The following is a 20,541-nucleotide window of genomic DNA, read 5'->3' as shown; positions in this document are numbered from 1 at the left end:
CCGACTGACAACGGACGATCTGTCGCCGGATCCGCTCGTGGGGCGACACATTGTTGCCTAGGATGGAGCGATGGTGCCCACTGTCCGCTCGATCCTGGCCACCGCGGAGATGCGCGCGGGTCGCCCCGAGGTGCTCACCGGCGGATCACAGCTGGACCGGGCGGTGCGATGGGTGCATGTCAGCGAGGTCGAGGAGGTCGCCGGCCTGCTGGAGGGCGAGGAGCTGATCTTGTCCACCGGCCTGGCGATGAGCGGTTCGGCCGATGCGGCCGTCGCCTACGTCTCGGCGCTGATCGATGCGGGCGCGGCCGGTCTGGTCATCGAGCTGGGCGAGCGGTTCAGGTCCGTGCCGCAGCCGGTGCTGGACGTGGCCCGGGACGCCGAATTCCCCGTCGTCGTGCTGCACCGGCAGACCCGGTTCGTCCTGGTGACCGAGCAGGTCCACCGCGAGATCGTGGCCGACCGCTTCGACTTCGTGCGCTTCGCCCAGCAGGTCCACGAGACGTTCACGGCGCTGAGCCTGGACGGGGGAGGACCCGATGACATCGTGCGGGCCGGTGCCGCGATCGCCGGCGCCTCGATGGTGCTGGAGGACCTCAACCGCCGGGTCGTCGCCTTCCACGCGATCGGCCGGCCCGCGGCAGGGCTGCTGGCGGACTGGGAGCGGCGCTCCCGGCTGTGCCCGCTGGTCGAGCACACCGCCCTGACGGGGGTGGAGGGATGGCTCACGACGCCGGTCGGCAACCGCGGCAATGCGTGGGGACGCCTGGTGATCCCGAATCCTGTCGCCGACCAGCAACGGTCCGGGATGCTGATCGAGCGCACCGCCCAGGCCCTGCAGCTGTCCCGGATGGTCGAGCGCGATCAGCTGTCGCTGCAGCTGCAGGCGCAGGGCGGCTTCCTCACCGAGCTGCTCGAGGAGCGGATCGTCGACGAGACCACCGCGTCCACCCGGGCGCGCGCCCTGGGTCTGACGGCGGGATCGCGCTACGTCGCGGTCGTCGTCCAGTCCGATGCGCCCGCCGACGCGACGTCTGCCCTGCGGGCGCGGCGCCGGCTGACCGAGCGCGTCGCGCGGACGCTCGGCGCCGCGCGGCTCTCTGCGGTGTCGGGCCTGCTCGGGGACGACCAGGTGGGTCTGCTGATGTCGATCCCGGCCGGGACGACCGACGACGCGGTCCTGACGGCGCTGGCACAGGCGCTGCACGCCGAGGACGGCGGTCGGCTGACCGTCGGGGTGGGGACGACCGATGCCGGTCTGCTGCGCACGGCGCGCTCGTTGCGGATCGGGCAGCACGTGGCGCGGGTCGCCCACGAGATGGGCCCGAGCGACCGACCCTTCCACCGGCAGGCCGACATCCGCCTGCACGGACTGGTCGCCCAGCTGCGCGACGACCCACGGGTGCAGGCCTTCGTCGAGGCCGAGCTCGACCCGCTCCTGGAGCACGAGGCGCGGCACGGCGACGGACTGCTCGACCTGCTGCGCATGTACCTGGCGGTCGGCGGCAACAAGGCCGAGCTCGCCCGGACGGCGCACCGCAACCGTCCGTCCCTGTACGCCAAGCTCGCGCGGATCGAGCAGGTGCTGGGCGTCCCGATCGACGATCCCGCCTCACGGCTGTCGCTCGGCGTCGCGCTGATGGCCCACGACCAGGCCCGCTGAGCGTTCGCGGTCAGGGACGCCGGTCAGCGGTCACGGCGCAGCAGCCACCGCTGGACGGGATCGCGCTCGGTGTAGGCGCGGGCCGCACGGAACTGCCCCCACAGCAGCACCGCGCCGGTTCCGAGGCCCACCGTCAGGAAGGCCAGACAGAACAGCCACAACGACGTCGTCTCGCCCTCGTACCAGGAGGCGCGGGGTCCCCGGTCGAGCGTGTCGAGGAAGGCCAGCGGAGCCAGCATCGACACGGCGGCCAGGGCGATGCGCACGACGCGGGCGCCCTCGAAGACGAACAACCGTGCCTGGACCGCGTCCACGACCGGGTTGGCCCGCCACCCGTCGACGCCGGCGCCACCCTGCGGCATCCGCTCGGGCAGCAGCGTCCACCAGCAATAGGCGTCGATGACCCGGCGTCCGGCCAGCCAGGCTCGGCGTCCGAGACGCCACGAGCCGATCACCAGGGCGGCGCCCGCGACCAGGCACACGATGCGCAACCACACCGGCGCGTCGTGCGAGACGACCGCGGACAGGGCCGCCGCCCCGACGACCGCCCCGACCCACGCCACGAGTCCCGCGCCCAGACGCGTCCACGAGTCGCACTCGCGGCGCAGGATCTTCAAGGCCTCGGCGCGTTCCCACAGGGGCAGCTCCTCGGGCGGGATCGCCGCGTGGTCGCGATCGAGCAAGGACGTCGCTGCCCGCCCGATCAGCCGATCACCCACCACGACGCGCCTCCTGGGTCGCGGACTGGTCAGCCATGCACCGCAAGGTAGCAAGCAATGCGGACGTGCTGTCCGCCCATGAGGCGGCCTGTGCCGGACACTCTGTCGTACCGCGTGCCGTTTGCGCCTCTGTCCCCCTAAGATGACCTCGTCTTGTGTCAACTTGCGGGGGCAGTGCACGCCGAGTTCCTCGGTCGGACGCTGAGCACCCCGCCATCCAGGGGAAGTTGCAGCAATGGTGAAGGAGTCCACCCGGGAGTCCGGGGTCTCGGTGCACGACCGGCAGCGCGATCGCGCTGCGCGAGGAGTTCGCTCCCGGTCCGCGGTCGCAGCGCTCAGCTCGGATCGGCCGTCCCCGCCGCGTCGCCGGCGCCCGGCCCTGGCAGCGCTCGCCGTGCTGCTGATCGTCGGAGGCGCCGCGCTGGCCGGCCTGCTGGCCCTGCGGCTGGACTCGCGCGAGCCGGTGCTGGTGCTGACCCAGGACGTCCCGGCCGGCACCCGGATCACGACCGACATGCTCGGCACCACGCGCGTCGCCAGCGAGGGCCTGCGGCTGATTCCCGAGAAGGACGCCAGCATGGTCCTCAAGGCCTACACGATGACCTCGTTGTCGGAGGGGCAGCTGCTCGACACCTCCCTGCTGACGACCGCCGAGCCGTTCACGTCCGATCAGGTGCAGGTCGGCGTGACCTTGAAGTCCGGTCAGTTCCCACCGACCCTGCGCTCGGGTGACGAGGTGCGCCTCGTGCGTCTGGGTGACGGATCGTCCTCGGTCCGGCCGTTGGCCGTGGGCCTGATCCTCAGTGAGCAGACCGGCGGGGACGCAGGGCTCTCGGGCGGTGGGAGCCGCAACAGCACCGCGACGGTCGTCGTTCCCGCCGACGCCGCTGACGAGGTGATCGACGCCGCCGGCAACGAGCTGCTCGGCATGGCACTGATCCGCCGCGGCGTGACGGTCGACAGCGCCCAGCTGACGGTGCTGGGGGGCAGCAGCTCATGACGCTCATCGCCTTCGCCTCGGCCAAGGGATCACCGGGCGTCACCCAGACCGTCACCGGTCTGGCGTCGGTGTGGCACCGGGACGTCGTGGTGGCCGACCTGGACCCGGTCGGCGGCGACATCGGCCTGCGGCTCGGCCGCAGCGACGGTCTGCCGCTGGACCACGACAACGGTCTGTTGTCGTACGGTGCCGCCGTGCGCAGCGGCAAGGCCGCCGACCTCGCCGATCACCTGCAACGTGCCGAGGACGGCACCCAGGTGCTGGTGGGTGTCGCCGGTCCCGGCCAGGTGCAGGGCCTCGGCCCGGCCTGGCCCCACATCGGTGCGGGCCTGCGCAACGCCTCCGCCGACGTGCTGGCCGACTGCGGACGGCTCAGCCCCGGCTCGCCGGCGATGCCGGTGCTGGAGCAGGCCTCGGCGATCGTGCTGGTCGCACGTTCGGAGATCGCGGCCCTGGCGCACCTGCGCGAGCGGCTGCGGTGGATGTCCGACGCAGTGCGGGCGGGCCAGGGCGATCGGGTCCGGACCGCCGTCCTGCTGGTCGGTGACCCCGGCGACCGGCGCAGCGCCGACGACCTGGGCCGGCTGCTGGCCAGCAGCGGCATCGACGTGCCGGTGCTGGGCACCGTGGCCCACGACCCCAAGACGGTCCGCGCGCTCCCGGCCATCTCCGACCGGGCTCTGCGCCGTTCCCTGTTCCACCGCTCCCTGCTCGACGTCGCCACGCGCGTGCAGGCGCTCGTCGCCCCCCGTGAGGCCGCGTGGGAGCCCGAGCACGAGGCGGCGGTGTGACGATGGACCAGCTGCTGCTGCGCCGCCTGCGCGAAGAGGTCGCCGACCGCCTGTCCCGCCAGCGTCGCGACGACGCCGCTGCCGGACTGCCCGGGATGACCAGCGAGGACGAGCGCCAGTTCGCCCGCGCCGTGATCGCCCGCGTGCTGGAGGGCCATGCCCGCGCCGAGATCGCCGCGGGACGCACGCCCCCGGACCTGGCCGAGGAGGCCGAGCTCGCCGACGGCATCCACGCCGCCCTGTACGGCGTCGGACGGCTCCAGCCGCTGCTGGACGATCCGGACGTCGAGAACATCGACATCAACGGCTACGACAACGTGTTCGTCGGCTACGCCGACGGCGAGGAGCGCCGGATGCCGCCGGTGGCCGAGAGCGATGACGAGCTCGTCGAGCTGGTGCAGGTGCTCGGCGCCTACTCCGGTCTGACGAGCCGTCCGTTCGACACCGCCAACCCGGAGCTCGACCTGCGGCTGCCCGATGGCAGCCGTCTGTCAGCCGTCATGGGCGTCACCCAGCGTCCGTCCCTGTCGATCCGCCGCGCCCGGCTGAGCCGGGTGTCGCTGGAGACGCTGGTCGAGAACGGCACGATGACCCCCGACCTGGCCTCGTTCCTGTCGGCCGCCGTCGGTGCTCGCAAGAACATCATGATCGCCGGCGCCACGAACGCCGGAAAGACGACGCTGCTGCGCGCACTGGCCAACGAGATCGAGCCGCACGAACGTCTCATCACGGTCGAGCGCGCCCTGGAGCTCGGTCTGGGGGAGTTCCCCGACCTGCACCCCAATGTCGTCTCGTTCGAGGAGCGCCTGCCCAACTCCGAGGGCCGCGGCCAGATCGGGATGGCCGATCTCGTGCGGCGGTCGCTGCGCATGAACCCCAGCCGGGTCATCGTGGGCGAGGTGCTCGGCGACGAGATCGTGACGATGCTCAACGCCATGAGCCAGGGCAACGACGGCTCGTTGTCGACGATCCACGCCAACTCGTCCCTCGAGGTCTTCAACCGTATCTGCACGTACGCGATCCAGTCCGCCGAGCGCCTGCCTGCCGATGCCACCATGATGCTGATCGCCGGAGCCATCGACTTCGTCGTGTTCGTCGAGCGTCGCAACGAGTACGCGTCCGGCGGCAACCTGCGCCGTGTCATCACCTCGGTGCGCGAGGTCAACGGCGTCGACGGACGGGTGCTGTCCAGCGAGGTGTTCGCGGAGGGCCCGGACGGCTCGGTCGTTCCCGCGGCCTCCGTCAGCTGCATGGACGACCTGATCGCTGCCGGCTACCAGCCTGCCCTGTTCCATCCGCAGGACGCCTGATGCTGGAGTCCAGCCTGCTGGTGATCGTGCTGCTGGGCGCGGCCGTCGGCGCCGCGGCCCTGCTGCTGGTGTGGGCGCTGACGCCCGAGGCGCCCTCGCGCGTCGTGATCCCCTCGACCCTGCTGCCCAAGCTGAAGGCGTACGGCACCCGCCTGCCCGTGGCCATCGGTGTCGGCCTGCTGCTGCTGGTCCTGACGAGGTGGCCCGTCCTGGCCGGCGCCGGGGGACTGCTGGTGTTCTTCGGCCCCGCCCTGTTCGGCGGTGCGTCCAGCGAGAAGCGGGCCATCGCGCAGCTCGAGGGCCTCGCGGCCTGGACCGAGTCCCTGCGCGACACGATCGCCGGCGCCGTCGGCCTGGAACAGGCGATCCCCGCCACCGCCTACGCCGCCGCGCCAGCCATCTCGCCCCAGCTGATCGCGATGTCGGACCGACTGCGTGTGCGCACCCCGCTGCCGGTGGCGCTGCAGCGATTCGCCGACGACCTGGACGATGCGAGCGCCGATCTCATCGTCGCGGCGCTGATGCTCAACGCGCGGCTGCGCGGGCCCGGCCTGCGCGAGGTCCTCACCTCCCTGGCCGGATCGGCGCGTGAAGAGCTGGAGATGCGCCGCCGCGTGGTGTCCTCCCGAGCCAGCACCCGCCGCAGCGTGCAGATCGTGGTGGCGATCTCGGTGACCTTCGTGCTCGGGCTGACCTTGTTCAACCGCGACTACGTCGAGCCCTACTCCTCGTTCGTGGGGCAGCTGGTCCTGCTGATCGTGCTCGGCCTGTTCGCTGCCGGATTCATGTGGATGCGGCGCCTGTCGGTCTTCGAGCTGCCCGCCCGGTTCCTGTTCCAGGCCGAGGCCCCGGTCTCAGGAGGTGCGGTCCGATGATGCTCGTCCTGCTGGCCGGCGCCCTGGCCGGCCTCGGCGGCCTGACGCTGGCCCTGCAGTTCGACCGTGGCACCGGCACGGCCGCCGCCGAGCTGGCCCGACTGGACTCCGCGCGCATGCGCAACCGCGTCCAGGACTCGTTGACCGCCGACCGGCGGCACAGCAAGGAGTCCGTCCGGATGCGCCGGATCGGCTCGTCGGTCTGGACGATGCTGGAGATGCGCGGCTGGCGCATCCCGGCCGGCGTCCGCGCCGATCTGTCCGTCATGGGACGTTCGGTCGAGGCGCACCTGGGGATGTCGGTCCTGGCTGGTGTCGCCGGCCTGTTCGCACCCACGCTCATGCTGGCGCCTGCCGTTGCGATGTTCGGTCTCAGCCCTGTGGTCCCGCTGTGGCTGGCCGGCGTCGGCGCCCTCGGCGGTGTCGTGCTGACCACCGCCCAGCTGTCGACCCAGGCGGTGGAGCGGCGCCGCGACTTCCGGCACGTCGTGGGAGCCTTCCTCGACCTGGTCGCCATGAACCTGGCCGGCGGCCGGGGTGTGCCGGAGGCGCTGTCCTCGGCCGCCCAGCTCAGCGACGGGTGGGCCATGGTCCGGCTGCGCGACACGATCGAGTCCGCGCGGCTGCAGGGGGTCACGCCGTGGGCCGCGCTCGGCGACCTGGGCGAGGAGATGGCCGTCGAGGAGCTGCGCGATCTCGCCGCGGCCCTCGCGCTCGTCGCCGAGGACGGTGCGCAGGTGCGCGACTCCCTGTCGGCCCGCGCGGCGTCCATGCGCCAACGCGAGCTCGCCGACTCCGAGAGCCGCGCGGCCCAGCGTTCCCAGTCCATGCTGATCGCGCAGCTCCTGCTGTGCGTCGGCTTCCTCGTATTCCTCATCTACCCGGCGATCTCCGAGATCACCGGCGTCTGATGTCCGCCTCGTCCCACCACCCCCACCCAGGAGGAACATCCATGTTGAACCCGGCATCCCCCATCGGTTTCCTGATCGCCATGCTCGACGTCCGTCGGCACCGAGCACGCACCGACGACGAGCGTGGCGCCTCGGCGGTCGAGTGGGTCATCATCGCCGCGATCGTGGTCGGCATCTGCGTCGTGATCGCCGGCATCCTCCAGGGCGCGCTGACCAGCGAGGCCAACGAGATCAGCAACGAGATCAAGAACCAGTAATGACCCGATCGCGACCGCGCAGAAACCGGGAGGAGGGCACCAGCGCCATCGAGCTGGTGCTCTACCTGCCGCTGCTCATGGTCGCGATCATCCTGACGATCCAGTTCGCCCTGGTGTACCTGGGCAACCAGGCCGTGTCGGCGGCCGCCCGCGAGGCGGCCCGGACGACCCGGGTCACCGGCGACCGTGCCGCCGGCATCGAGCGCGGCCGGCAGTACGCCGACGACCTCGGCCGGGGACTGTTGTCCCGGATCGACGTACAGGTCGAGCTGGTCAACGGCGACCGCGACGTCCGTGCCGTCGTCGAGGCCGACGGCGAGCAGCTGTTGCCGTTCATCGGACGTCCGCGCCTGAGCGAAGAGGTGCAGGGCCCTGTCGAGCAGTTCCGGGAGGACGAGTGACCGGCGACGTGCAGCGGCCCGTCCGGCGTGAGGAGGGATCCATGGCGGTCGAGGTCGTCCTGATGATCCCCATCCTGGTGCTGTTCATGCTGCTGGTCGTCGCCGGCGGCCGCTGGGTGTCGGTGCGCGCCGACATGGAGGCGGCAGCACGCGACGCGGCACGAGCCGCGTCGCTGGAGCGCTCATCCGGGGCCGCCCGCTCGGCAGCCGAGCAGTCGGCGTCGGCCGCTCTCGACGGCTTCGCCTCGTGCCGCATGGCGCGTTTCGACGACAACAACTTCCGCGCCGGTGGCTCCGTCGAGGTCACGATCGACTGCGAGGTGCCCCACGACGGCCTGGGCCTGCTGGGGCTGCCCGGATCGTTGTCGATGAGCGCGAGCGGCGGCGCCCCGCTCGACACCTACCGGAGGACCGAATGAGCACCCGCAGCGAGAAGGGATCGGCGTCGATCTTCGTCATCGGCATGTCGTTGGTCCTGCTGGTGTGCGCAGGTCTCGTCGTGGACGGCGGACTGGCCATCAACGCCAGGATGCGGGTGGCCGACGACGCCGAGCAGGCCGCACGTGTCGGGGCGGACTCGATCGACGTCACGGAGCTGCGCAGCGGCGGTGCCCTGAAGATCGACGGGGACCTGGCCCGGCAGCGTGCTGCCGGGTACCTGCAGGACCGGGGCTACGTGGCCGGCCAGTACACCGTCGACGCGGACGGCAACGCCGTCATCGTCGAGGTCCAGGACACCACTGAGACCGCGCTGCTCAAGCTGGTCAACATCAAGAACTTCGTGGTCAACGGCCGCGCCACCGCCGAGCCCGCCACCGAGCCGGACTGACGCTTGCGCGCCGACGCCCGACCACCCACCATGAAACGCAGGGGGATCCAATGACTGACGACACGACCGTGACAGAACCGATCGACCGATCGACCGATCCGAGCCGGTTCGCCACCGCGTCGCCGGGTCGGCCAGGCGATGATCGTCATCTGGGGGAGATCTTCGGCTCCGCCGTCGCACTCCTGCTGCTGCTGGTGGGCCTCCCGGTCCTGCTGGTCGCACTGGCCGGGCCGCCACCGATCCCGACCTCGCTGCCGTCGGCGCGCGACTTCGCCCAGCAGCTCAGCTTCGAGGACCTGCTGACCGTCCTGGTCGCTGTCCTGTGGCTGACCTGGCTGTGGTTCCTGGTCTGCGTCGTGGCCGAGGTGCTGGCCGCCCGGCGCGGCGGGCTGGCGAAGTCCGTGCCGCTGGCCGGACCGCTGCAGCGGCTCGCCCGCGCCCTGGTGGGTGCGCTGCTGCTGACCGGCATCATGGCGGGCCAGGCCCAGGCCGTGACGGAGGCTCCTGCTCCGACGACGACCTCGGTCTCCTCGATCGTCATGGCCGACCTGCCGCCCGTCGCGGTCGCCGACGATGCGGGGGACACCGCCGTCGCGGACGAGCAGACCGACAACGTCGGCAAGAAGGTCTACACCGTCAAGGCGCCCAAGAACGGCTACCACGACAACCTGTGGGACATCTCCGAGCGCCACCTGGGCGAGGGCCGTCGCTATCACGAGATCTACGAGCTCAACAAGGACCGCATCCAGGCCGATGGCGGCAAGCTCCAGCTCGCCCGGCTGATCCAGCCCGGCTGGGAGCTGCAGATGCCCGATGACGCCGTCGGTCTGGAGCGGGTCGCACCCCCGGCACCGGTCGAGGCCCCGCCGGCGCCGCCGGCCGGGGTGCCGAGCACGGACGCCTCCGGCGACGTGGCCGCCGCCGACGGCGCCACGGCAGTGAGCCAGAGCGACCAGTCCGGCTGGATGGGCGGCATCGGCCTGCTGGCCGCCGGGGTCATCGGAGCGCTGGCCCTGCAGCGCCGCCGCGCCGCCGGACGTCGTGCGCGCGACGAGGCACGCGACGTCGAGGCCGATCTGCGGATCGCGGCGTCCACCGAGCGCGTCGACCGTCTCGACCACGTCCTGCGTGACCTGACCGGACGGTGCCGCCAGGCCGGCGTCAACCCGCCGCCCGCGTACGCGGCCCTGGTCGACGACGTCAGCGTCGAGCTGCTGCTGGCGCCCGCACGCCCCGAGGCCGTCGAGGGCTGGGAGGCACTGGACGACGGAGATCGCTGGCGTTCTGTCGCACCGGTCGAGGGACCGCGCTCCGGCGACGCCGTCCCGTATCCGGCCCTGGTCGCCCTGGGCATCGACCCGGATGGTCGCGACGTGCTGGTCGACCTGGAGTCGGCCGGCGGCATCGTGGCCGTGACGGGCGATCCGGGCGTCGCCGAGCAGGTCGCTGCCGCCGTCGCGGTGCAGGCCGCGACCGCGCCGTGGTCCGATGTCGTGCGGGTCACCGCATCCGATCTGCCCGAGGGCATCGCCGAGGTCGGCGACGAGCGTCTGCGGGTCGCAGATCTCGCCGACGAGCTGGATGGCTTCGAGCGACAGATCGACTCGTGGCGCGATGGCGTCCTGACCGGACGCATGGGCCGTCGTGGCTCCCTGACCTCGCAGGTCGTGGTCAGTGGTCGGGTCCCGTCCCCGGACGTGGCATCGCGACTCGGTGCCCTGATGGGGTCGGGACGCCAGGCCTTCTCGGTGCTGGTGGCCGGCGAGCACCCCGGCGCACGCTGGAAGCTGCAGGTCGACGAGCACGGCACGCTGAGCGTCCCGCTGCTGGGCCTGACGCTCGAGGCCAACCGGGTCACCGCCGCGCAGGTGGCGGCGGTCGCCGAGCTGTTCAGCGCGTCCCGCGAGGTCGACCGTCCCGATGACGGCGATCGCGTGTCCGTGCCGGCACCGGTCCGCACCCACGACGACTCCGCATGGGCCGCGGCCTCGCACCGGGTCGCGGTGCTGGGCAAGGTGGCGGTGCAGGGCGGGGGAGCGCTCGCCGACGAGCGGGTCGAGCTGGCCACCGAGCTGGTCACGTATCTGGCCCTGCACCCCGAGGGCGTCCACCCGACGGTGCTCTCCGGGGCGATCTGGCCGCGCGGTGTCACGGCCGATGTCCGCGATGCCGGCATCCAGCGGGCCCGCGAGTGGCTGGGCTCGGACGCCGACGGATCCCACCTCCTGCGCCAGGACGCCGAGGGGCGGCTGGCGCTGGCCGACAGCGTGGTCTGCGACTGGGACTGCGCCCGCACGCTGCTGGTGCGGTCCCGCCGGGCTGCGACGCCCCGTGAGGAGATCGATCTGCTGCGTCGTGGCCTGAAGATGGCCCGCGGCGAGGCGTTCTCCGGGGTGCCGCAGGGACGCTACGGCTGGATCGCCCGTGAGGACCTGCCCCGGACGATCGCCCGGGTGCTGGTCGACGCCGCGTCCCGGCTGGCCGAGCTCCTCTCGGACCAGGACGACCCGGCCGGATCGTCGGCCGCGGCCGAGGCGGGGTTGCGCGTGAACCCCGCGCACCAGGGCCTGTGGCGGGCGCTGCTGCGCTCGCGCCACGCCGAGAGCGGTCCCGCCGGGGTGCGACGCACGCTCGACGAGATGGGCGCCGCCCTGGAGTCGGTGCCCCTCGAGGCCGAGACGGAGGCCCTGGTCAACGAGCTGATGCCGGACACCGGGTCACTGGCGACCAGCGGCTGACCCAAGTCCCCGCTGAGCCTGACGTTTTGACCAACACGCCGACGGCGTGTCCGTCAAGACGTCAGGCTCAGCGCGGTGGGAGGTCGGCTCGGTCATGCCGGCACGTCCGTGGTGGTGGCTGCATGCTGCAGGACCTCCAGCAGTGCGCTGGGTTCCTGGGCGCCGGAGACACCGAACCGGCCGTCGATGACGAAGAACGGGACGCCGGTGATGCCGTATGCGATCGCCTGCTGCTTGTCCGCGTCCACCGCGGCCCGGTAGGTCGAGGCGGTCAGCGCATCGACGACCTCGTCCCGGTCCAGACCGATCTCCGCAGCCAGGTCGGCGAGGTCCTCGGTGCGACCGACGTGGCGGCCCTGCTCGAAGTACGCCACGAACAACCGCTCGATCATGTCGGCCTGGCGGCCCTTGGCCGCGGCCAGGTGCAGCAGCTCGTGCGCCTTGATCGTGTTGGTGTGCTGCAGCGCGTCGAAGTCGTACGACAACCCCTCGGTCGAGGCGAGCTGGGTCATCTGGCCGAGCATCTGGGAGACCTGCTCGGCCGGCATGCCCTTGTGCGACACCAGGAAGTCGACCTCGCTGCCGGCGAAGTCGACCGGTGTGTCCGGGGCCAGCTCGAAGGAGTGGTACTCCACCTCGAGCTCCCCGCCGCTCGCGGCGAACTCGGCGGCCGCCGTCTCGAACCGGCGCTTGCCGATGAAACACCACGGGCAGGCGATGTCGGACCAGATGTCGACCTTCACTGAGCTGTTCACGTGCACGACAACACCACACGGCAGCCTCCATATTCCGGCCCAGCGCCGCAATCGGCCCCCGGTGCGGCGCTGCAACCGCACCGGGGCGACCGGCTCGACGGGGTCGTGATCGCTAGGGTGAGCAGCGTGAGACCGGCACGAGATCCGAGCTCTCCTACCAGCACCACCCGAAAGGCGACACCTGTGACCCACGTCCTCGACGACCTCGAAGCGCGCGGCCTGATCGCGCACTCGACAGACCGTGACGCCCTGCGCGCCGAGCTGTCTGCGGGGCCGATCACCTACTACGTGGGATTCGATCCGACCGCGCCGAGCCTGCACATCGGCAACCTGCTGCAGCTCCTGACCGCCCGCAGGCTGCAGATGGCCGGGCACCGGCCGCTGCTGCTGGTCGGCGGGTCCACCGGACTGATCGGCGACCCCAAGGAGGCGGGGGAGCGGGTGATGAACACCAAGGAGACCGTCGCGGAGTGGGTCGACCGGATCGCCTCGCAGGTGTCCCGTTTCGTCGACGTCGACGGGCCCAACGGCGCCACGATCGTCAACAACCTGGACTGGACCGCCGGGCTGAGCACGATCGACTTCCTGCGCGACATCGGCAAGCACTTCCCGGTCAACCGGATGCTGGCCCGCGACGTGGTCAGCAGCCGACTCGAGTCCGGCATCAGCTACACCGAGTTCAGCTACGTGCTGCTGCAGTCGATGGACTTCCTGGAGCTGCACCGCCGGCACGGCTGTGTCCTGCAGACCGGGGGCAGCGACCAGTGGGGCAACATCACCGCGGGCGTGGAGCTGATCCGACGCGCCGACGGGGCCAAGGCCCACGCCCTGGCGACCCCGCTGATCACCAAGGCCGACGGCACCAAGTTCGGCAAGACCGAGAGCGGCACGGTGTGGCTCGACCCCGCCCTGATGAGCCCGTACGCCTTCTACCAGTCGTGGATCCAGGCCGAGGACTCCAAGGTCATCGAGTACCTGCGCCAGTTCACCTTCCTCGAGCTCGACGAGATCGCGCACATCGCGGCCGAGCACGTCGAGAAGCCGGGTCTGCGCGCTGCGCAGCGGCGTCTTGCCGCGGAGATGACCACGATCGTCCACGGGGAGGCGGAGACAGCCGCTGCCGAGCTCGCGTCGCAGGCCCTGTTCGGACGCGCCGAGCTGCAGGACCTGCCCGAGCCGACGCTGGCCGCCGCGCTCCGCGAGGCCGGCGCGGTCGATCTCGCGGCCGCGGACGATCCGACGATCGTGGACGCCCTCGTGGCGACCGGTCTGGCGGACAGCCGTTCGGCGGCCCGTCGCGCCGTGGGGGAGGGGGGCGCGTACCTCAACAACGAGCGCGTCACCGACCCCGATCTGCCGCTGACCGCCGATCGGCTCCTCTACAACACCTGGGCCGTGATTCGCAAAGGCAAACGGTCCGTCTCAGGCGTCTCGATCGGCTGACCCCTGCAATTCCGGCCTTCGGCGCCCCTGTGGGTTGGACCACAGCGAACCGATTTGACGGATGCGGAAACGAGCCCGTAATGTTCTTCTTGTTGGAACGAGCAGCGAACGGCAGGCCGAAAAGCCCGCCACCGCAGCAGTTCTGACCAGTTGGACCGAAACGATTCCAGTACGGCGCAAGTCGCCGGCGAGGGTCGCTGACAACACAGACTGAGCATGGTGACCGACCCGGTTTGACCGGTGAAAACGAGCCGTGTAAGTTGGACGAGTTGCCCTGAGGTGAGACACACCAGTCTTGCTGAGGTGAGCGTCTGATCCTTGAGAACTCAACAGTGTGCCAAAAATCGACGAGATTAATTAGTAGTACCCCGTCGAGACCGGATCTACAGACTTTCGGGTTTGTGGTGATGATCGATGGATTAATTCCGACAATTTATTTGTCAGCAAATAGTTTGTCAGGTTGAACTGAAGTTTGAGTCGCACTTATGTGGCTTTCAACGGAGAGTTTGATCCTGGCTCAGGACGAACGCTGGCGGCGTGCTTAACACATGCAAGTCGAGCGGTAAGGCCCCTTCGGGGGTACACGAGCGGCGAACGGGTGAGTAACACGTGAGCAATCTGCCCTTCTCTTTGGAATAACCATTGGAAACGATGGCTAATGCCGAATATGACCCCCCTTCGCATGTTGGGGGGTGGAAAGCTCCGGCGGAGAAGGATGAGCTCGCGGCCTATCAGCTTGTTGGTGAGGTAATGGCTCACCAAGGCATTGACGGGTAGCCGGCCTGAGAGGGTGACCGGCCACACTGGGACTGAGACACGGCCCAGACTCCTACGGGAGGCAGCAGTGGGGAATATTGGACAATGGGCGAAAGCCTGATCCAGCAACGCCGCGTGAGGGATGACGGCCTTCGGGTTGTAAACCTCTTTCAGCAGGGACGAAGCGAAAGTGACGGTACCTGCAGAAGAAGGACCGGCCAACTACGTGCCAGCAGCCGCGGTAATACGTAGGGTCCGAGCGTTGTCCGGAATTATTGGGCGTAAAGGGCTCGTAGGCGGTTTGTCACGTCGGGAGTGAAAACTCAGGGCTCAACCCTGAGCGTGCTTCCGATACGGGCAGACTAGAGGTATGCAGGGGAGAACGGAATTCCTGGTGTAGCGGTGGAATGCGCAGATATCAGGAGGAACACCGGTGGCGAAGGCGGTTCTCTGGGCATTACCTGACGCTGAGGAGCGAAAGCATGGGGAGCGAACAGGATTAGATACCCTGGTAGTCCATGCCGTAAACGTTGGGCGCTAGGTGTGGGGACCTTCCACGGTCTCCGTGCCGCAGCTAACGCATTAAGCGCCCCGCCTGGGGAGTACGGCCGCAAGGCTAAAACTCAAAGGAATTGACGGGGGCCCGCACAAGCGGCGGAGCATGCTGATTAATTCGATGCAACGCGAAGAACCTTACCTGGGTTTGACATATACCGGAAAGCTGCAGAGATGTAGCCCCCTTTTGGTCGGTATACAGGTGGTGCATGGCTGTCGTCAGCTCGTGTCGTGAGATGTTGGGTTAAGTCCCGCAACGAGCGCAACCCTCGTTCTATGTTGCCAGCACGTAATGGTGGGGACTCATAGGAGACTGCCGGGGTCAACTCGGAGGAAGGGGGGGATGACGTCAAGTCTTCATGCCCCTTATGTCCAGGGCTTCAAGCATGCTACAATGGCCGGTACAATGGGCTGCGATACCGCAAGGTGGAGCGAATCCCAAAAAGCCGGTCTCAGTTCGGATTGGGGTCTGCAACTCGACCCCATGAAGTCGGAGTCGCTAGTAATCGCAGATCAGCAACGCTGCGGTGAATACGTTCCCGGGCCTTGTACACACCGCCCGTCACGTCATGAAAGTCGGCAACACCCGAAGCCAGTGGCCCAACCGTTTACGGAGGGAGCTGTCGAAGGTGGGGCTGGCGATTGGGACGAAGTCGTAACAAGGTAGCCGTACCGGAAGGTGCGGCTGGATCACCTCCTTTCTAAGGAGCATTCGGCAACCGTCCATCGTGGTGGTTGTCCATTGGTTCTGTTTGGACACCGAATGTGTGTCCGCAGGCCAGCTCACTAGTGGATTGTCGGTTATTTGGCTCAGGTGGTGGTTGGCAGCGTCAGTACTTCTTCTTCGGGAGAGTGGAACATCGTTGTTGGTTGTCATCTGAATCAGGCACACTGTTGGGTCCTGAGGGATCAGCCCCGCAAGGGTTGGTTTCTCGGACCGTATACCCCCTCGAACCACCAGGTTCGGTTTCTTCGCTTCGGCGGGGATGCTCATCTGGTAGGCGTGGGACTTGTATGCGGGACCGATCGTATTTTGAGAACTTCACAGTGGACGCGAGCATCTTTGTAGTAACAACAAGCTACTAAGTGCACATGGTGGATGCCTTGGCATCGAGAGCCGATGAAGGACGTTGGAGTCTGCGAAAAGCCCCGGGAAGGTGACAACCGACCTGTGATCCGGGGATGTCCGAATGGGGAAACCCACTCAGAGTAAAGTCTGAGTACCTGCGCCTGAACACATAGGGCGTTTGGAGGGAACGTGGGGAAGTGAAACATCTCAGTACCCACAGGAAGAGAAAACAAAAGTGATTCCGGTAGTAGTGGCGAGCGAAACCGGATCAGGCTAAACCTCAAGCATGTGATAGCCGGCAGGCGTTGTGTTTGGGGTGTTGTGGGGCCGCATGGTCTGTTCTGCCGATCAGACGAAGAGTCATAAACCATGAGTGAAGTGAAAGCCGACTGGAAAGTCGCGGCATAGAGGGTGATACCCCCGTACACGTAAGCTCATGGCTCTTTTGCGTCACCCCGAGTAACACCGAACCCCTGAAATTCGGTGTGAATCTGGCGGGACCACCCGTTAAGCCTAAATACTCCTCGATGACCGATAGCGGACTAGTACCGTGAGGGAAAGGTGAAAAGTACCCCGGGAGGGGAGTGAAATAGTACCTGAAACCATGTGCATACAATCCGTTGGAGCTCGTCCTTGTGACGGGTGACAGCGTGCCTTTTGAAGAATGAGCCTGCGAGTTAGTGTTCTGTAGCGAGGTTAAGGCGTTGAGCCGTAGCCGTAGCGAAAGCGAGTCCGAATAGGGCGACCATAGTTGCAGGATCTAGACCCGAAGCGGAGTGATCTATCCATGGCCAGGTTGAAGCGCGGGTAAGACCGCGTGGAGGACCGAACCCACCTAGGTTAAAAACTGGGGGGATGAGCTGTGGATAGGGGTGAAAGGCCAATCAAACTCCGTGATAGCTGGTTCTCCCCGAAATGCATTTAGGTGCAGCGTTGCGTGTTTCTTGTCGGAGGTAGAGCACTGGATGGGCTAGGGGGCCTACAAGCTTACTGAACCCAGCCAAACTCCGAATGCCGATAAGTGAGAGCGCAGCAGTGAGACAGTGGGGGATAAGCTCCATTGTCGAGAGGGAAACAGCCCAGACCATCAGCTAAGGTCCCAAAGCGATAACTAAGTGGAAAAGGATGTGGAGTCGCAGAGACAACCAGGAGGTTGGCTTAGAAGCAGCCACCCTTGAAAGAGTGCGTAATAGCTCACTGGTCAAGTAATTCCGCGCCGACAATTTAGCGGGGCTCAAGTTATCCACCGAAGCTATGGGATTTACACAATAACCAGGCCTTCGTGGTCCAGGTGTGTGGATCGGTAGGGGAGCGTCGTGTGGCCAGCGAAGCGGCGGAGTGATCCAGCCGTGGAGGCTACACGAGTGAGAATGCAGGCATGAGTAGCGAATGAGGAGTGAGAAACTCCTCCACCGAATGACCAAGGGTTCCAGGGTCAAGCTAATCTTCCCTGGGTAAGTCGGGACCTAAGGCGAGGCCGACAGGCGTAGTCGATGGACAACGGGCTGATATTCCCGTACCGGCATTAGATCGCCCATGCTGAACCCAGAAATGCTAAGTGCCCAAAACTGGCGGGACTCTTCGGAGCGATGCCGGCGCTGCGCACGACCCGATCTGGTAGTAGGCAAGCAATGGTGTGACGCAGGAAGGTAGCTCATCCCGGGCGATGGTTGTCCCGGGCTAAGGATGTAGGGCGAATGATAGGCAAATCCGTCATTCACGTGCCTGAGATCTGATGGGGAGACAATTTTGTCGAAGTGAGTGATCCTATGCTGCCGAGAAAAGCATCTAGCGAGATCTAGAGCCGCCCGTACCCCAAACCGACTCAGGTGGTCAGGTAGAGAATACTAAGGTGATCGAGTGAACCATGGTTAAGGAACTCGGCAAAATGCCCCCGTAACTTCGGGAGAAGGGGGGCCCGATTCGTTATCGCACTTGCTGCGAGAAGCGTTGACGGCCGCAGAGACCAGGCCCAAGCGACTGTTTACTAAAAACACAGGTCCGTGCTAAGTCGAAAGACGCCGTATACGGACTGACTCCTGCCCGGTGCTGGAAGGTTAAGGGGACGTGTCAGCGCAAGCGAAGCACAGAACTTAAGCCCCAGTAAACGGCGGTGGTAACTATAACCATCCTAAGGTAGCGAAATTCCTTGTCGGGTAAGTTCCGACCTGCACGAATGGAGTAACGACTTGGGCGCTGTCTCAACCATGGACTCGGCGAAATTGCACTACGAGTAAAGATGCTCGTTACGCGCGGCAGGACGGAAAGACCCCGGGACCTTTACTATAGTTTGGTATTGGTGTTTGGTTCAGTTTGTGTAGGATAGGTGGGAGACTGTGAAGCATGCACGCCAGTGTGTGTGGAGTCATCGTTGAAATACCACTCTGGCTGTACTAGATATCTAACCTAGGTCCATTATCTGGATCAGGGACAGTGCCTGATGGGTAGTTTAACTGGGGCGGTTGCCTCCTAAAATGTAACGGAGGCGCTCAAAGGTTCCCTCAGCCTGGTTGGCAATCAGGTTTCGAGTGTAAGTGCACAAGGGAGCTTGACTGTGAGAGTGACAGCTCGAGCAGGGACGAAAGTCGGAACTAGTGATCCGGCGCTGGCAAGTGGAAGCGGCGTCGCTCAACGGATAAAAGGTACCCCGGGGATAACAGGCTGATCTTCCCCAAGAGTCCATATCGACGGGATGGTTTGGCACCTCGATGTCGGCTCGTCGCATCCTGGGGCCGTAGCAGGTCCCAAGGGTTGGGCTGTTCGCCCATTAAAGCGGCACGCGAGCTGGGTTTAGAACGTCGTGAGACAGTTCGGTCCCTATCCGCCGCGCGCGTAGGAAACTTGAGAAAATCTGTCCCTAGTACGAGAGGACCGGGATGGACGAACCTCTGGTGTGCCAGTTGTTCTGCCAAGAGCACCGCTGGTTAGCTACGTTCGGAAGCGATAACCGCTGAAAGCATCTAAGCGGGAAGCGTGTTTCAAGATGAGGTTTCCCACTGGTTTACCAGGTAAGGCCCCCAGCAGACCACTGGGTTGATAGGCCGGAGGTGGAAGCACAGCAATGTGTGGAGCCGACCGGTACTAATAGGCCGAGGGCTTGTTTCTTACAAAGATGTACACCGCGTCCACTGTGAGGTTCCCGAGATATGATCGGGAACCACCAACACCCCCCACCACACCCTTTGGGTTTGGTTCGGGGGAGAGTTGTTGAATGGTTTTGATATCTCAATAGAGTTACGGCGACCATAGCGAGAGGGAAATACCCGGCTACATTCCGAACCCGGAAGTCAAGCCTCTCAGCGCCGATGGTACTGCACTGGAGACGGTGTGGGAGAGTAGGACGTCGCCGGACAATCATTAGCGCGAGGCCGCCCAGGTTCATGTGAATGGATCTCGGCGGCCTCGCTGCATTTACCCAGCAGTTTGATGGATTTACCCAGTAGTTCGATGGAAGGAACGACTCATGGCAGAGTCGAGAAATCCCCGCCGTGACGGTGGGAAGCCCGCAGGCCGTGACGGCGCGGGACGAGGCGCAGGAGCCGGCCGCGGCGGCAAGCCCGCCGGTGGGGGACGCGACCAGCGGGGCAGCGGAGCGCCGCGCCGCGATGGCAAGCCGTCCGATCGTCGTGACGGCAAGCCGTCCGACCGCCGCGATGGCAAGCCCGCTGCTCGTCGCGATGGCAAGCCCACGACCCCGCGCCGTGACGGCAAGCCCTATGAGGCTCGTCGCGACCGTCGCCAGGAAGAGGGCGACCGCACCGCAGCTCAGAAGATCTACGACGGACCGCCGATCCCCGATGACGTCAGCGCCAACGACCTCGACAAGCACGCTCGGCAGGCCCTGCAGAGCCTGCCGGAGAAGCTCGCCGACAAGGTGGCGCGCCACCTCGTCATGGCAGGTCTGCTGATCGCCGAGGATCCCGAGACCGCGCACAAGCACGCCCTGGCTGCTCGCGCCCGCGCCACCCGGACCGGTCTGGTCCGTGAGGCGTGCGGTGAGACCGCCTATGCCTGTGGCAAGTGGGCCGAGGCGCTCTCGGAGTTCCGTGCTGCTCGGCGCATGACCGGTGGTTACATCTACGCGCCGATGATGGCCGACTGCGAGCGGGCCCTCAAGCGCCCTGACAAGGCGATCGCCTACGACACCACCGAGATCCGGTCGCAGCTCGACGACGCCGGTCAGATCGAGCTGTCGATCGTCGTGGCCGGTGCACGGCGCGATCTCGGTCAGTACGACGCTGCGATTCGTCTGCTCGAGACCGAGCCGTTGCACACCAAGGGCCGCGGCGAGTGGGTGCCGCGACTGCGGTACGCCTACGCCGACTCCCTGCTCGCGGCCGGCCGCAAGGCCGAGGCCATCGAGTGGTTCCACCGCACGGTGGCGGTCGACGGCAACAAGACGACCGATGCCGAGGAGCGCCTGGCCGAGCTGGAGCCGCGTCCACAGGCCTGAGCCATCCGGTGGTCGT

15 protein-coding genes and 3 rRNA genes are annotated in these 20,541 nt (G+C 67.0%); 16 read left to right on the top strand and 2 right to left on the bottom strand.

Going from position 1 to position 20,541, the window contains the following annotated elements:
- Positions 1-70: 70 nt before the first annotated feature.
- On the top strand, positions 71-1,663 hold the full coding sequence (locus NQV15_RS12760) for a PucR family transcriptional regulator (protein WP_232402170.1): 1,593 nt from the start codon (positions 71-73) through the stop codon (positions 1,661-1,663).
- Positions 1,664-1,686: 23 nt separating this feature from the next.
- Here the strand turns inward: NQV15_RS12760 and NQV15_RS12755 are convergent, their stop codons facing one another.
- Entirely contained in the window at positions 1,687-2,382 is a 696-nt protein-coding gene (locus tag NQV15_RS12755; protein WP_257125049.1) for a hypothetical protein, read from the bottom strand.
- A gap of 235 nt (positions 2,383-2,617) precedes the next feature.
- Between NQV15_RS12755 and NQV15_RS12750 the strand changes: the two genes are divergently transcribed.
- From NQV15_RS12750 to NQV15_RS12705, 10 genes are read left to right on the top strand one after another with little or no spacing between them, the layout of a single operon-like run.
- Positions 2,618-3,382 (top strand): SAF domain-containing protein, encoded by a 765-nt coding sequence (locus NQV15_RS12750; RefSeq protein ID WP_232402172.1) that lies wholly within the window; start codon positions 2,618-2,620, stop codon positions 3,380-3,382.
- Positions 3,379-4,173 carry a hypothetical protein gene (locus tag NQV15_RS12745; protein WP_232402174.1) on the top strand — a complete coding sequence of 265 codons (795 nt, stop codon included), beginning with the start codon at positions 3,379-3,381 and terminating at the stop codon, positions 4,171-4,173. Before NQV15_RS12750 ends, NQV15_RS12745 begins: the two co-directional genes overlap by 4 nt.
- A 2-nt stretch (positions 4,174-4,175) precedes the next feature.
- Positions 4,176-5,483: a CpaF family protein gene (locus NQV15_RS12740; RefSeq protein WP_232402226.1), complete on the top strand. Its 1,308-nt coding sequence runs from the start codon at positions 4,176-4,178 to the stop codon at positions 5,481-5,483.
- Positions 5,483-6,358 (top strand): type II secretion system F family protein, encoded by an 876-nt coding sequence (locus NQV15_RS12735; RefSeq protein WP_232402184.1) that lies wholly within the window; start codon positions 5,483-5,485, stop codon positions 6,356-6,358. The genes NQV15_RS12740 and NQV15_RS12735 overlap by 1 nt, the downstream gene beginning before the upstream one ends.
- Positions 6,355-7,269 (top strand): type II secretion system F family protein, encoded by a 915-nt coding sequence (locus tag NQV15_RS12730; protein ID WP_232402197.1) that lies wholly within the window; start codon positions 6,355-6,357, stop codon positions 7,267-7,269. Before NQV15_RS12735 ends, NQV15_RS12730 begins: the two co-directional genes overlap by 4 nt.
- Positions 7,270-7,310: 41 nt before the next feature.
- Complete coding sequence (locus tag NQV15_RS12725; protein ID WP_232402200.1) at positions 7,311-7,526, top strand: Flp family type IVb pilin; 216 nt, start codon at positions 7,311-7,313, stop codon at positions 7,524-7,526.
- Positions 7,526-7,927 (top strand): TadE/TadG family type IV pilus assembly protein, encoded by a 402-nt coding sequence (locus NQV15_RS12720; protein WP_232402202.1) that lies wholly within the window; start codon positions 7,526-7,528, stop codon positions 7,925-7,927. Before NQV15_RS12725 ends, NQV15_RS12720 begins: the two co-directional genes overlap by 1 nt.
- Before the next feature lie 41 nt (positions 7,928-7,968).
- Complete coding sequence (locus NQV15_RS12715; RefSeq protein ID WP_232402204.1) at positions 7,969-8,346, top strand: TadE/TadG family type IV pilus assembly protein; 378 nt, start codon at positions 7,969-7,971, stop codon at positions 8,344-8,346.
- Positions 8,343-8,756 (top strand): TadE/TadG family type IV pilus assembly protein, encoded by a 414-nt coding sequence (locus NQV15_RS12710; protein ID WP_232402206.1) that lies wholly within the window; start codon positions 8,343-8,345, stop codon positions 8,754-8,756. Before NQV15_RS12715 ends, NQV15_RS12710 begins: the two co-directional genes overlap by 4 nt.
- A gap of 50 nt (positions 8,757-8,806) precedes the next feature.
- Positions 8,807-11,494: a hypothetical protein gene (locus NQV15_RS12705; RefSeq protein WP_232402208.1), complete on the top strand. Its 2,688-nt coding sequence runs from the start codon at positions 8,807-8,809 to the stop codon at positions 11,492-11,494.
- Between the two features lie 92 nt (positions 11,495-11,586).
- Here the strand turns inward: NQV15_RS12705 and NQV15_RS12700 are convergent, their stop codons facing one another.
- The gene (locus NQV15_RS12700; protein ID WP_232402209.1) at positions 11,587-12,249 is read right to left on the bottom strand and encodes a DsbA family oxidoreductase; all 663 of its coding nucleotides are present in this window, start codon (positions 12,247-12,249) and stop codon (positions 11,587-11,589) included.
- A gap of 183 nt (positions 12,250-12,432) precedes the next feature.
- Here NQV15_RS12700 and tyrS point away from each other — a divergent pair, with 183 nt between their 5' ends.
- The 5 genes from tyrS to NQV15_RS12675 all read left to right on the top strand — a co-directional run bounded on the left by tyrS (position 12,433) and on the right by NQV15_RS12675 (position 20,525).
- The gene (tyrS, locus tag NQV15_RS12695; RefSeq protein ID WP_232402211.1) at positions 12,433-13,692 is read left to right on the top strand and encodes a tyrosine--tRNA ligase; all 1,260 of its coding nucleotides are present in this window, start codon (positions 12,433-12,435) and stop codon (positions 13,690-13,692) included.
- A 494-nt stretch (positions 13,693-14,186) separates the two neighbouring features.
- A 16S ribosomal RNA gene (locus NQV15_RS12690) occupies positions 14,187-15,704 on the top strand.
- A 371-nt stretch (positions 15,705-16,075) separates the two neighbouring features.
- A 23S ribosomal RNA gene (locus tag NQV15_RS12685) occupies positions 16,076-19,177 on the top strand.
- Between the two features lie 130 nt (positions 19,178-19,307).
- Positions 19,308-19,424: ribosomal RNA gene (gene rrf / locus NQV15_RS12680) — 5S ribosomal RNA — on the top strand.
- Together the 16S, 23S and 5S rRNA genes form the textbook arrangement of a ribosomal RNA operon.
- A 111-nt stretch (positions 19,425-19,535) precedes the next feature.
- Positions 19,536-20,525, top strand: coding sequence for a tetratricopeptide repeat protein (locus NQV15_RS12675; protein ID WP_232400346.1), 990 nt, complete (start codon positions 19,536-19,538; stop codon positions 20,523-20,525).
- Positions 20,526-20,541 lie beyond the last annotated feature (16 nt).

It is taken from the genome of Aeromicrobium wangtongii (assembly GCF_024584515.1).
In the GTDB taxonomy this organism is placed as follows: Bacteria; Actinomycetota; Actinomycetes; order Propionibacteriales; family Nocardioidaceae; genus Aeromicrobium; species Aeromicrobium wangtongii.
This window is presented reverse-complemented; position numbering and strand designations above follow the sequence as displayed.